Annotated in this window: 10 protein-coding genes; 7 read left to right on the top strand and 3 right to left on the bottom strand. The window is 72.5% G+C overall.

The features are described from left to right. Nucleotides 1-30: 30 nt before the first annotated feature. Nucleotides 31-696 carry a MerR family transcriptional regulator gene (locus tag V5O46_RS05990; RefSeq protein WP_332883377.1) on the bottom strand — a complete coding sequence of 222 codons (666 nt, stop codon included), beginning with the start codon at nt 694-696 and terminating at the stop codon, nt 31-33. A gap of 152 nt (nt 697-848) precedes the next feature. Between V5O46_RS05990 and V5O46_RS05985 the strand changes: the two genes are divergently transcribed. The 4 genes from V5O46_RS05985 to V5O46_RS05970 all read left to right on the top strand — a co-directional run bounded on the left by V5O46_RS05985 (nt 849) and on the right by V5O46_RS05970 (nt 4,513). Further along, entirely contained in the window at nt 849-2,405 is a 1,557-nt protein-coding gene (locus V5O46_RS05985) for a flavin-containing monooxygenase (protein ID WP_332883376.1), read from the top strand. Continuing rightward, nucleotides 2,402-3,352 carry an alpha/beta fold hydrolase gene (locus V5O46_RS05980; protein ID WP_332883375.1) on the top strand — a complete coding sequence of 317 codons (951 nt, stop codon included), beginning with the start codon at nt 2,402-2,404 and terminating at the stop codon, nt 3,350-3,352. Before V5O46_RS05985 ends, V5O46_RS05980 begins: the two co-directional genes overlap by 4 nt. Next, entirely contained in the window at nt 3,349-4,233 is an 885-nt protein-coding gene (locus V5O46_RS05975; RefSeq protein WP_332883374.1) for an SDR family oxidoreductase, read from the top strand. Before V5O46_RS05980 ends, V5O46_RS05975 begins: the two co-directional genes overlap by 4 nt. A gap of 91 nt (nt 4,234-4,324) precedes the next feature. Next, nucleotides 4,325-4,513: a hypothetical protein gene (locus V5O46_RS05970; protein WP_332883373.1), complete on the top strand. Its 189-nt coding sequence runs from the start codon at nt 4,325-4,327 to the stop codon at nt 4,511-4,513. A 90-nt stretch (nt 4,514-4,603) separates the two neighbouring features. Here the strand turns inward: V5O46_RS05970 and V5O46_RS05965 are convergent, their stop codons facing one another. Next, the gene (locus V5O46_RS05965) at nt 4,604-7,975 is read right to left on the bottom strand and encodes a S41 family peptidase (RefSeq protein WP_332883372.1); all 3,372 of its coding nucleotides are present in this window, start codon (nt 7,973-7,975) and stop codon (nt 4,604-4,606) included. Between the two features lie 172 nt (nt 7,976-8,147). On the opposite strand from V5O46_RS05965, the gene V5O46_RS05960 reads away from it, so the two are divergent. From V5O46_RS05960 to V5O46_RS05950, 3 genes are all read left to right on the top strand, one after another. Beyond that, on the top strand, nt 8,148-8,747 hold the full coding sequence (locus tag V5O46_RS05960; RefSeq protein WP_332883371.1) for a TetR/AcrR family transcriptional regulator: 600 nt from the start codon (nt 8,148-8,150) through the stop codon (nt 8,745-8,747). 198 nt (nt 8,748-8,945) lie between these two features. After that, complete coding sequence (locus V5O46_RS05955; RefSeq protein ID WP_332883370.1) at nt 8,946-11,198, top strand: MMPL family transporter; 2,253 nt, start codon at nt 8,946-8,948, stop codon at nt 11,196-11,198. A 487-nt stretch (nt 11,199-11,685) separates the two neighbouring features. Next, nucleotides 11,686-11,778 carry a DUF397 domain-containing protein gene (locus V5O46_RS05950; protein WP_332883684.1) on the top strand — a complete coding sequence of 31 codons (93 nt, stop codon included), beginning with the start codon at nt 11,686-11,688 and terminating at the stop codon, nt 11,776-11,778. A gap of 21 nt (nt 11,779-11,799) precedes the next feature. On the opposite strand, the gene V5O46_RS05945 is transcribed toward V5O46_RS05950, so the two are convergent. Further along, complete coding sequence (locus tag V5O46_RS05945) at nt 11,800-12,759, bottom strand: SDR family oxidoreductase (RefSeq protein ID WP_332883369.1); 960 nt, start codon at nt 12,757-12,759, stop codon at nt 11,800-11,802. Nucleotides 12,760-12,774 lie beyond the last annotated feature (15 nt).

Below are 12,774 nucleotides of genomic sequence, written 5' to 3'. Positions count from 1 at the left end.
CCGAACCGCAGGGGACTTCGCCCGGCCTGCTCAGCCGGTCCCTCGGTCCCCCGCCGTCTGCTTCCGCATCCGTCGGTCCAGGGCCAGCGACAGTTCCGCCTCCACCACGCTGCGGGCCAGGGGGCGCAGGTGGAGGAGGGACTCCTCGGGGGCGTGGCGCAATATCAGGTCGGCGAAGAGTTCCGCCAGGGCTTCGGCGTGCTCGCGGACGCGTTGCCCGGCGGTGAGGACCTCGGCGAGCGGGATGCCCTCGCGGACCAGGGCGGAGGAGACGTCCAGCAGGCGGCGGCTGATGTGGACGAGTTCGTCGCCGTCGGTGCCCAGGTAGCCGAGGTCCATCGCGGCGGCCAGGTTCTCCGGGGTGACCTCGCCCTCGAAGCGGGCGGCGAGCTCCTCGGGGGTGAGGCGGACCGGGACCTCCTCGGTGGGCTCGCCGAGGCCGAGCAGTTCGCCGACGTCGCGGCCGTGGTCGAAGGCGTCGGCGAGTTCCGCGATGCCGCTGAGGGTGTGGCCGCGGTCCAGCAGCGCGGCGATGGTGCGCAGCCGGGCCAGGTGGTGGTCGTCGTACCAGGCGATGCGGCCCTCGCGGCGGGGCGGCGGGATCAGCTTGCGTTCCCGGTAGAAGCGCAGGGTGCGCACCGTGATGCCGGCCAGCCGGGCCAGCTCCTCCATGCGGTACTCACGCTTCTCCTGCACGACACGACCTTAAGGTGTACCGCCGGTAACTTTCTTTCGCCGGCCCTCTACCCATCAGTAGCCGCCTCCTCTACGCTCCCCATTGCGCCAGTGTTCACTGGCGTAGTCGGCAGAGTGTCAACCGGGGCAACAGCGATCGTGGAGGCGTCTGGATGGCCGAGCACAAGCATGTACGCGTGGCGGTGGTCGGATCCGGGTTCGGCGGGCTGGGCGCCGCCGTGCGGCTGCGCCGCGAGGGGATCACCGACTTCGTCGTCCTGGAGCGGGCGAGCAGCGTCGGCGGTACCTGGCGGGACAACAGCTACCCCGGGTGCGCCTGTGACGTGCCGTCCCATCTGTACTCGTTCTCCTTCGCGCCCAATCCGGACTGGCCGCGCACCTTCTCCGGGCAGCAGCACATCCGCGGCTACCTGGAGCACGTCACCGACACCTTCGGGCTGCGCCCCCACATCCGCTTCGACTCGGAGGTGAAGCGGATGGCCTGGGACGCCGGCAAGCTGCGGTGGGAGATCGAGACTTCGAGCGGGAACCTGACCGCCGACGTGGTGGTCTCCGCCACCGGACCGCTGTCCGACCCCAAGGTCCCGGACATCCCCGGACTGGACACCTTCCCCGGCAAGGTCTTCCACTCCGCCCGCTGGGACCACGACCACGACCTCACCGGCAAGCGCGTCGCGGTGATCGGCACCGGCGCCTCCGCCATCCAGATCGTGCCGTCCATCCAGCCGAAGGTCGCCCGTCTCACCCTCTTCCAGCGCACCCCCGCCTGGGTGCTGCCCCGCATGGACCGTGCCATCAGCGGCGCCGAGCGGGCCCTGCACCGGGCGCTGCCCGTCACCACACAGCTGCGCCGCGGGCTGCTGTGGGGCATCCGCGAACTGCAGGTGCAGGCGTTCACCAAGCGCCCGGGCGAACTCGGCTTCGTCGAGCAGCTCGCCAGGCGCAACATGGCCCGCGCCATCAAGGACCCGGCCCTGCGCGCCGAGCTCACCCCCGACTACCGCATCGGCTGCAAGCGGATCCTGCTCTCCAGCGACTACTACCCGGCCATCGCCAGGCCCAATGTGGACCTGGTCGCGAGCGGGCTCAGCGAGGTGCGCGGCTCCACCCTCGTCGCGGCCGACGGCAGCGAGGCCGAGGCCGACGCGATCGTCTTCGGCACCGGCTTCCACGTCACCGACATGCCCATCGCCGAGCGCGTGGTCGGCGCCGACGGGCATGCTCTGGCCGAGACCTGGAAGGGCGGTATGGAGGCGCTGCGCGGTGCCTCGGCCGCCGGGTTCCCCAACTGGATGACGATCATCGGGCCCAACACCGGCCTGGGGAACTCCTCCATGATCCTGATGATCGAGTCCCAGCTGAACTACATGGCCGACTACCTGCGCCAGTTGGACGTCCTCGGCGGGCGCGTCGCCCTCGACGCCCGGCCCGCCGCCGTCGACGCCTGGAACCGGCGGGTGCAGGAGCGGATGAAGCGTACGGTCTGGAACACCGGCGGCTGCACCAGCTGGTACCTGGACGCGGGCGGCCGCAACACCACCATCTGGCCCGGTACGACCGCCGAGTTCCGCCGGGCCACGCGCCGCGTGGACCTCGCCGAGTACGAGGTGGTGCGCCCCGCGGCCGCCGGAGGCGCGGCGTCGGCCGACCCGGGCGCCGAGTCGGGCGCCGAGCCGGCTGCGGAAGCGGGCGCGGAGGTGACCGCGTGAGCCGGCCGGCCGCGGTCGTCTCCGGGCCGTACGCCCCGCCCGCCCCGTCCCGGGAGCTGACCGCCGTCTCCGCCGACGGCGCCCGGCTGCACGTCGAGGTGCACGGCCCCGAGCACGCGCCCGCGGTCGTCCTCGCCCACGGCTGGGCCTGCTCGACCGCCTTCTGGGCGGCGCAGATCCGCGCCCTGGCCGACGGCCACCGGGTCATCGCCTACGACCAGCGCGGCCACGGACGCTCCCCGGCGAGCCCGGCGTGCAGCACCGAGGCGCTCGCCGACGATCTCGAAGCCGTACTGAGGGCCACCCTCGCCCCCGGCGAACGGGCCGTGATCGCCGGGCACTCCATGGGCGGGATGACGGTGATGGCCGCCGCCGGCCGGCCGGCGGTGCGCGAGCACGCGGCGGCGGTCCTGCTGTGCAGCACGGGCAGTTCACGGCTGGTGGCGTCCTCGACGGTGCTGCCGCTGCGGCCCGGCCGGGTGCGGACCTGGCTGACCCGGCGCGTCCTCGGCTCCCGCGCGCCGCTCGGCCCGGTCACCCCCGTCGCCCGCCGGATCCTCAAGTACGGGACGATGGGCGCCGGTTCGGCACCGCACATGGTCGAGGCCTGCGCCCGGATCGTGCACGCCTGCCCGCGCCGGGTGCGGCACGCCTGGTCCCAGGTGCTCGCCCGGCTCGATCTCGACCACGGCGTACGGCGGTTGCGGGTGCCCACCGAGGTGCTGGTCGGCGCGGCGGACCGGCTCACCCCGCCCGTGCACGCCCGCAGGATCGCCGCCGGACTGCCCGACTGCCTCGGCGTCACCGAGCAGCCCGGCCTCGGACACATGACCCCCGTGGAGGCCCCGGAGCTGGTCACCGGGAAGATACGCGCACTGGCCGCCGCCCACATACCCGCCCCCCGCACACCCGGGGAAGCCGTCGCACGAGTCGAGGAGAGCGCATGAGCAGGGTCAGCCTGGAGGGGCAGGTCGCCGTCGTCACCGGGGCGGCGCGCGGCGTCGGGGAGCTGCTGGCCCGCAAACTGTCGGCGCGCGGCGCGAAGGTGGCGCTGGTCGGCCTGGAGCCGGACGCCCTCAAGGACGTCTCCGCCCGCCTGCACAGCGAGAGCGACCACTGGCACGCCGACGTCACCGACCACGAGGCGATGGCACGGGTGGCCGCCGAGGTCAGGGAACGGTTCGGCAAGGTCGACGTCGTGGTCGCCAACGCGGGCGTCGCCAGCGGCGGGCCGTTCGTCGACTCCGACCCGGAGGCCTGGCGCCGGGTGATCGAGGTCAATCTGATCGGCTCCGCGGTCACCGCCCGCGCCTTCCTGCCCGTGCTCCTGGAGAGCCGCGGCTACCTGCTGCAGATCGCCTCCCTCGCCGCGATCACGCCCGCACCGATGATGACCGCCTACTGCGCCTCCAAGTCCGGTGTCGAGGCGTACGCGCACAGCCTGCGCGCCGAGGTCGGTCACCGGGGCGTGCGGGTCGGCGTCGGCTATCTGTCGTGGACCGACACCGACATGGTGCGCGGCGCCGACCAGGACGACGTGATGCGGGAGTTGCGGCAGCGGCTGCCCTGGCCGGCCGGCAAGACCTATCCGCTGGGCCCCGCCGTGGACCGCATCGTGGCCGGCATCGAGCGCCGCTCGAGCCATGTGTACGGGCAGCGGTGGCTGCGCGGCATGCAGGGTGTGCGCGGCTACCTCCCCGGCGTCGTCGGCACCGTCGGGCAGCGCGAGATGCGGCGGTTCGCCGACCGGCTGACCGGCATGCGCACCGGGCTGGTCGGGGCGGGCGGTGCGGCCGACGAACAGCAGAGGGCTACGTTCCGTAACTGATCGACATGCGTACGGTCATCGCCCGTGTGAATCTGATCGAGCCCGGCCGGATCGCCGGTCGGGCCCGATCTCACCCAGGAGTTGAACCCACATGGGTATGAAGGACCAGTTCCAGGAGAAGTCCCAGCAGTGGCAGCAGCAGGGCAAGCAGCGGGCCGAGCAGGCCAAGGACCAGGTGCAGAACCGTCGCCGTCGCGACGACGACCCGAACCAGCCCAGGCGGCAGGAGCGGGAGCGCCGGGAGGCGGACGACCGCTTCAACGAGGACTACGACGCTTGACGCGCCGCCGCTGAACGGCAAGGGGCGCCTTCCGGAGACGGAGGGCGCCCCTTCCGCATGCCCGGCCGCGTCCGTTGACGCAACGCGGCCTCAATCCCTGGGCGGCAGCGGCGGCCGGGACCGGTCCGGCACGTTGCGGTAGTCCGGCGGCTCGGCGGGCGGATTGGTCTCCAGCAGCTCCAGGGCCAGCCGGACCGCCTCGTCCAGCACCGGATAGCGGCCCTCGGCCCAGTCCAGCGGCGTGCGCAGCACCGGCACGTCGGGGTCGACGCCCCGGTTCTCCACCGACCAGCCGTAGGCGTCGAACCAGGCCGCGTTCATCGGCACCGTGATCACCGTGCCGTCGCCGAGCCGGTGTCGGCCGGTCATGCCGACCACCCCGCCCCAGGTGCGCTGTCCGACCACCGGGCCCAGCTTCAGCAGCTTGAACGCCGCCGTGATCATGTCGCCGTCCGAGGAGGTCGCCTCGTCCGCGAGCGCCACCACCGGCCCGCGCGGCGCGTTCGAGGTGTACGACACCGGCTGTGCGTTGCGGGTCAGGTCCCAGCCCAGGATGATCCTCGTCAGCTTCTCGATGACCAGTTCGCTGATGTGCCCGCCCGCGTTGCCGCGCACGTCCACCAGCAGCGCCGGCCGGGACACCTCCATGCGCAGATCCCGGTTGAACTGCGCCCAGCCCGAGCCGCCCATGTCCGGGATGTGCAGATAGCCGCAGCGCCCGCCGCTCAACTCCCGTACGACTTCCCGGCGTTTGGCGACCCAGTCCTGGTAGCGCAGCGGCCGTTCGTCGACGAGCGGCACCACAGCGACCCGGCGGGCGGGGCCCTCGCCCTCGCCCGGCCCGAACGTCAGCTCCACCGTCGTACCGCCCGCCCCGGCCAGCAGCGGATACGGTCCCGCGACCGGGTCCACCGGGCGGCCGTCCACATGGGTCAGCACCGCGCCCTCGCGGATCCCGGTGCCGGCCAGCGGGGAGCGGGCCTTGGAGTCGGAGGAGTCGCCGGGCAGGATCCGTCTGACCACCCACCGGCCGTCCCGGCACGCGAAGTTGGTGCCGAGCAGACCCTGCAGCCGCTGGTACGGGGCCGGTCCCTCATTGCGGCGGGCGGCCGAGACGTAGGCGTGCGAGGTGCCCAGTTCGCCTAGGACCTCGCGGAGCAGATCGGCGAACTCGTCCGGGGACGCGACCCGTTCCACCAGCGGACGGTACTGCTCCAGCACCGCGTCCCAGTCGATGCCGCACATGTCCGGTTCCCAGAAGTAGTCGCGGGTCAGTCGGCCGGCCTCCGCGTACGCCTGCCGCCACTCGGCGGGCGGGTCGACCTGGTGCAGGATGCGGCGCAGGTCGATCCAGGTGGTGGAGTCGCTGTCGCCGGCCTCGGTGGCGGGCACCGCGCGCAGGTCGCCCTCGTCGAGCACGACCAGCCGCGAGCCGTCGCCGCTGACCCGGAACCAGTCGAGATGGCCGACGAGTTCGGACTTCTTCGCCTTGGCCAGGCTGAAGTGCTCCAGAGTGGGCCGCTCGCTCGGGTCGTGCGGGTTGGCGAAGGTCTCGCCCAGCGCGCCCGAGATCGGCCAGCGCAGCCAGACCAGCCCGCCGCCCGCGACCGGGTGCAGCGCAGAGTACTTGGAGGCGGCCACCGGGAACGGCGTCACCCGGCTCGCCAGCCCCTCCACCTCGACGGTCACCGCACCGGCCTCACCGGGCCCGTCGCCGACCGGGTCCAGGCCGCCGGCGGCCGGCCGGCCCTCCGGGTTCAGCGCGAACGGGGAGGGGGTCGCCGAGGACAGCGGCACCAGGTAGGGGCGGCAGCCCAGCGGGAACGACAGGTCGCCGGTGTGCACGTCGTACACCGGGTCGAAACCGCGCCAGGACAGGAACGCAAGATAGCGGCCGTCCCGGGTGAACACCGGGTTCTCGTCCTCGAACCGGCCGTCGGTGACATCGATGACATAGCGGTCGCTGATCCGGGCGATCTTGATGTCCCGCAGCGACCGCCCGATTCCCGGGTGCGACCAGGCCAGCCATGCCCCGTCCGGCGAGAAGGCGAGGTCGCGGACGGGGCCGTTGACGGAGCGGATCAGCTCGGTGACGTCGGCCGCGTCCACCGCGTCCACCGCGCCGTCCGCGCCGTCCGCGTCACCCGTGCCCTCCGTGCCGCCCGCGTTCCCGTCCATGTCGGCGGTCTCGGCCGTATCGGCGGTCTCGGCCGTGTCGTCGTCGGGGACGTCGATCAGCAGCAGCCGTCCGTCGTGCGAGGCGACCGCCAGCCGTTCGCCCTCGGGGTCGGAGACCAGCTCCAGTACCCGGCCCAGCCTTCCCGCCGCCAGCCGGCGCGGAGCCCGTCCGCCGGTGGCCCGCGGCAGGTGAGCGATCTCGACGGCGTCGTCGCCGTCCGCGTCCGTGACGTACGCGATCCTTCCGCTCGCCCCGAGCATCTCCGGCAGCCGCACCCGCACCCCCGGGGTGTCGAGGAGGGTGCGCGCGGGCCCGTCCCGGTGGGTGAGCCAGTACAGGCTGCCCCGGACGACGACGGCGCTGGCGCGGCCCGTCTCGTCGACCGACAGCCCGCCGACGTTCTGCGCGGCGGGCACCTGGTACCGCCGCCGCCCGGTGCGCGGTCCGCTCAGCCGTACGTCGAGCCGGCGGGGCTCGGAGCCGGGGGTCAGCGAGTCGACGATCCACAGGTCGCCCGCGCACTGGTAGACCACCCGGGTACCGTCGGTGGAGGCGTTGCGTGCGTAGAAGGCGTCGTGGTCGGTGTGACGGCGCAGACCGGAGCCGTCCGGGGCGCAGGAGTAGAGATTGCCGACGCCCTGGTGGTCGGAGAGGAAGGCGATACGGCCGCCGACGAACATGGGGCAGTCCAGGTGCCCGTCGAGCTCCGGGAGCAGCCGCTGCCCGTGCAGCCACAGCCGGCCGGTGGCCCCGCCCCGGTAGCGCTTCCAGGAGGCCGGGTCGTGCGGCGGGGTGCCGGTGAGCAGCAGGGTGCGGCGCTCACCGTCGGCGTCGGCGACCTGGAGGTCGGAGACCGGGCCCCAGGGCAGCTTGCGGCCGGGGTCACCGTCGGGGGTGATCTTGTAGGCCCAGGTCAGATGGGAGAAGGGCTCGCCGTGGGAGGAGACGGCGAGGACGGCGGCGTCGGTGTCATGGTCGGGGGCGGCCCAGCCGCAGACCCGGGCGTCGAGGCTGCCCCAGTGGCTGAGCTGGCGTCCCGGTCCGCCGTCCACCGGGACCACGTGGACCTCCGGCAGCAGGGTGCGCCAGCTGGTGTAGGCGAGGTGGCGGCCGTCGGGGGAGAAGCGGGGGCGGCCGGCCTTGGTGCGGTCGACGGTGAGCCGCCATGCGCGGCCCGGTCCGTCCCGGCCGTCGAGCGGGGCCAGCCAGAGGTCGTCCTCGGTCACGAAGCACAGCAGGTCGGCGTGGAGGTGCGGAAAGCGCAGATAGCTCACCTTTCCCATGCTTTTCCGGGGGGTGGGCGGCAGCAACTCGTGACGGGTGGCTCCCCGTCGCCCTGTCCGGAGCTGACAGGCGTGACCCAGGACACGTACGAAACTGTTTCGTTTCGCTTGCGGGGTGGGATACCTTTCTCATGTACGAAACGGTGTCGTTCGGAGTGGAGGTGGGAGGGAGATGACCGGGACCGCAACGGCGCGTCGCAGCCGGCTCACCCCCGAGCGCGAGGCCGAACTGTACGGCGCCGTGCTCGACCTGCTCCGCGAGGTCGGCTACGACGCCCTGACCATGGACGCCGTCGCCGCCCGCACCCGGTCCAGCAAGGCCACGCTCTACCGCCAGTGGGGCGGCAAGGCCGAGCTGGTCGTGAAGGCCATCCGGCAGAACGGCTCGGTGGAGATCGGCGAGATCGACACGGGGTCGCTCCGCGGCGATCTGCACGCCCTGATCGCCCGCGAGGACGACTGCACCATGGCGCAGAACTCCGCGCTGATGCGCGGCGTGGCCATGGCGCTGCACCAGAACCCGGACCTGCGCGAGGCGTTCCGGAACCAGCTGGTCGAACCGGAGACGGCGGAGTTCCGGCGCCTGCTGCAACGCGCGATCGACCGGGGCGAGCTGAGGGCGGACTGCCCGGCACTGGACTTCCTGGTGCCGATGCTGGTCGGCGGGTTCGCCACCCGCACCCTGCTCGACGACCAGCCGCCCACCCGGGCCTTCCTCACCTCGTACATCGACGCGGTGGTCCTCCCCGCCCTCGGCGTCGCCACCACCTGACCCCTCTCCCTCCGAGAGGTTCCCCGCAAGCCCCACCCCGAGGTCACCCCCCCCCGTGCCTGAAGGCAGGGCAGGTGCCCCTTCGCCGTCGGGCGGTTCCCCCCTGCCCTGAGTCCCGTGCCCTGACCCCCGTGCCCTGAGCCCTTGCTCCGAACCTCCTGCCCTGAAGACCCACGACCTGATCGGGAGTACGCCCCCGTGGCCACGTTCCTCTACAAACTCGGCCGGCTCGCCTTCCGGCGACGCCACCTCGTCGTCCTGATATGGGTGGCGCTGCTGACCCTCGCCGGTGTCGGCGCGGCCGGCGCCCCGCCCGCGGGCTCCACCTCGTTCTCCATCCCCGGCACGGAGGCACAGAAGGCCTTCGACCTGCTGGAGGAACGCTTCCCCGGCAGCAGCGCCGACGGGGCGACCGCACGCGTCGTCTTCAAGGCACCGGCCGGCGAGACGATGACCGACGCCGACCACCGGGCGACCGTCGAGAAGACCGTCCAGGAGCTGTCCGACGGCGCCGAGGTCGTCTCCGTCGCCGACCCCTACACGGGCCAGGCGGTCAGCCGGGACGGCACCACCGCCTACGCCTCGGTGCGCTACGACGTCTCCGGCATGGAGCTGGAGGACTCCAGCAGGGACGCGCTGAAGGACGCGGCGCAGCAGGCGCGGGACGACGGGCTGACCGTCGAGATCGGCGGTGACGCGCTGCAGGCCGTGCCGCACACCGGTGCCGGCGAGATCATCGGCATCGCGGTCGCCGCCGTCGTCCTCGTCATCACCTTCGGCTCGCTGGTCGCCGCCGGGCTGCCGCTGCTGACCGCGCTGATCGGCGTCGGCATCGGGGTCTCCTCGATCACGGCGCTGGCGAGCGTGCTGGACCTCGGCTCCACCACCTCCACCCTGGCGATGATGATCGGCCTCGCGGTCGGCATCGACTACGCCCTGTTCATCGTCTCCCGCTACCGCGCCGAGCTCGCCGAGGGCCGCGAGCGCGAGGAGGCCGCGGGACGCGCGACCGGCACCGCGGGCTCGGCGGTGGTCTTCGCCGGCCTCACGGTGATCATCGCCCTGGTCGGGCTCGCCGTGGTGAACATCCCGATGCTGACCAAGATGGGCATCGCCGCGGCGGGCACGGTCGCCATCGCGGTCGTCATCGCCCTGACGCTGGTCCCGGCCCTGCTCGGCCACGCGGGCCGCAAGGTCAGGCCCGCCGGTGAGAAGAGCCGGCTGCTGGGCGGCGGCCGGGGTGCTGCCGAGGCCCCGGCCGGGCGGGCCGACGGCACGCGGGATCCCGGCAGGCCGGCCAAGGCCAACCTGGGCACCCGCTGGGCGAGCTTCGTCGTCCGCCGCCCGGTCGCCGTCCTCCTCCTCGGCGTCATCGGCCTCGGCGCGGCGGCCGTCCCGGCCGGCTCCCTGGAGCTGGGGCTGCCCGACGACGGCTCCCAGCCGACCTCGACGACCCAGCGCCGCGCCTACGACCTCCTCTCGGAGGGCTTCGGGCCGGGCTTCAACGGCCCGCTGATGGTGGTCACCGATGCCAAGGGCAGCGACGACGCGAAGGCCGCGTTCGCGGACGTGGCCGAGGAGATCAGGGGCCTGAAGGGCGTCGTGGCGGTCACCGAGCCGCAGCCCAACAAGGCCGGCGACACCGCCACGATCACCGTGGTCCCCGACTCCAAGCCGTCCTCCGCCGAGACCGAGGAACTGGTGCACGGCATCCGTGCCGCGGGCGCCGGCATCAAGGCCGACACCGGCGCGGAGGTCCTGGTCACCGGCGCCACGGCGATGAACATCGACGTCAGCGAGAAGCTCAACGACGCGCTGCTGCCGTACCTGGTCCTGGTGGTGGGCCTGGCCTTCCTCCTGCTGATCGTGGTCTTCCGCTCCGTCCTGGTCCCGCTGAAGGCGGCGCTCGGCTTCCTGCTGAGCGTGCTGGCGGCACTGGGCGCCGTGGTCGCGGTCTTCCAGTGGGGCTGGCTGTCCGGCCTGATGGGCGTCGAGGAGACCGGTCCGGTCATGTCGATGATGCCGATCTTCATGGTCGGCGTGGTCTTCGGTCTGGCGATGGACTACGAGGTCTTCCTCGTGACCCGGATGCGCGAGGCCCATGTCCACGGCGAGAAGCCCGCCCAGGCGGTCGTCACCGGCTTCAAGCACGGCGCACGGGTGGTCACCGCCGCGGCGGTGATCATGATGGCGGTCTTCGCGGGCTTCATCGGCTCCAGCGAGTCCATGGTCAAGATGATCGGCTTCGGCCTGGCGATCGCGGTCCTCTTCGACGCGTTCGTCGTCCGCATGGCGATCGTCCCGGCCGTCCTCGCCCTGCTCGGCGAGAAGGCGTGGTGGCTGCCGAGGTGGCTGGACCGCGCCCTGCCCAACGTGGACGTCGAGGGCGAGGGCCTGCGTGCCCAGGACGACCCCGACGCCGACGAGAAGAAGGAACTGGTGCGCGCCTGACGCACGGTCCTGAACCGGCCGGCCGGTGCGGCCTCCCCGCGAGCGCGGGGAGGCCGCACCGGCCTTCTGTCTCCGCCCGGACGGTCTTTTGGGGGTACGGCCATGTCGCCACGCCCAGCGGTCGGCGAGGGCGTCGACCAGGAGGAGCCCGCGGCCGGACCCGCTCCAAGTACTGCCGACGGAGTGCGGGGAGCATGCCGGAATGCACGGCTTGCTCCAGGCGCTGAAGTGCCCCGACGGCACGGCGATCGGTCGCTCCGGGCGCGTTCAACGGGCGCCCCGTCTCAAGCCCCGGAGATCTCCGTATCCCTGAACTGCGCTATGGGATCACCGCACACGGGCTCCCACACCGGGTGAGTCGCTGGCCTTCACCGAGCGCACGCCGGGGAGACCATGAGCACCGCCGGACTCCGCGGGCTCAAGAACAGCCACAGCGACAGCAGCGACATGAACGACTGCGCCGAAGTAGCCAACCACCCCCGCCACCATCCACATCCGCGACTCCAGGAACCCCGGGCCTGCGCACCTCACCGTCGCTCCGGGCACCTGGGCCGACTTCCTCACCCACGCTTCCCGGTGACCGCGGGGGCCGCCGCCCGGGTCAGCGAAATGAGTCGATGTTCTCGCTCACCCAGTCGTCGTAGGTGCGCAGGGGGCGGCCGATGATGTCCTGCACGGACGGCCGCTGATCGAGTGTCCACTGAAGGAGTTCGGCGTAGTGGGTGCCGTACTCCTCGAGTGCGTACAGCGTCACGTCGATCGCACCGTCCGGCCAGCCGAGACGCCGCCAGTTCGCCCGGCCCTGGTCCGGCGCCAGATCGACCGTGCCGATGTCGCGGCCGAGAGCGGCGGCGATGCTCCGTATCCGTGAGCGTGTGCTCAGCGGTGGGCCCACGGCCTCGATGATCGTCCGTGTGTGGTCATCGCCGGTGAGGGCCGCAGCAACGACAGCGGCGAGGTCCTCCTCGTGGATGAAGGGGTAGTGGCCCCGGCCGAGGAAGGCCTCGCGGACCACTCCGTCGGCGCGGACCGTGTCAGGCCAGTCCGAACCCGTCGCCGGGTAGGTGCCCTCGACGGCGGCACCCATCACCGCCGACGGCCGGATGTGCGTCCAGTCGATGCCCGAGCGCTCCACCGCCTTCTCGATCGCCAGCCAGAACCAGGTCTCCGGCGGATTCGCCTCTTCGTACTCCGGCCCGTGAGACGACAACAGGACGACCCTCCGGGCGGAGGCGTCCCGCATCAGAGCGAGGGCGTCCTGGACCGTCGACGCATGAGCACCGGCGAGGAACACGGCCTCGGCACCGTCGAAGGCCCGGGCGCACTCCAGCGGCCGGGTGATGGATCCTTCCACGACCTCGACCGTGTCGGGCCAGCCACCGCACTGATCCGTCTCGGCCATCACCCGCACCTGCCGGCCCATGGCGAGGAGTTGTCGTGCCAGCTTCCGGCCGATGATGCCGGTCGGGCTGGTGCCTTCATCCCTGCGCGGGCTGACGGCGGTCAGCAGGCAGATGCCCTCGGTCACCGGCGTCTTCTCGTTCTGCTCGAACCTGTCCACGGCAAGACCCTTCGA

It is taken from the genome of Streptomyces poriticola (assembly GCF_036689765.1).
Lineage (GTDB): Bacteria > Actinomycetota > Actinomycetes > Streptomycetales > Streptomycetaceae > Streptomyces > Streptomyces poriticola.
The sequence above is the reverse complement of the archived record's forward strand: the minus strand, read 5'-3'. Positions and strand labels throughout refer to the sequence as shown.

Excerpts from the sequence above, each read along its gene's own strand:
- V5O46_RS05970 (WP_332883373.1), top strand. The coding sequence starts at position 4,325 with ATGGGTATGAAGGACCAGTTCCAGGAGAAGTCCCAGCAGTGGCAGCAG.
- V5O46_RS05965 (WP_332883372.1), bottom strand. The coding sequence starts at position 7,975 with ATGGGAAAGGTGAGCTATCTGCGCTTTCCGCACCTCCACGCCGACCTG.
- V5O46_RS05985 (WP_332883376.1), top strand. The coding sequence starts at position 849 with ATGGCCGAGCACAAGCATGTACGCGTGGCGGTGGTCGGATCCGGGTTC.
- V5O46_RS05975 (WP_332883374.1), top strand. The coding sequence starts at position 3,349 with ATGAGCAGGGTCAGCCTGGAGGGGCAGGTCGCCGTCGTCACCGGGGCG.
- V5O46_RS05960 (WP_332883371.1), top strand. The coding sequence starts at position 8,148 with ATGACCGGGACCGCAACGGCGCGTCGCAGCCGGCTCACCCCCGAGCGC.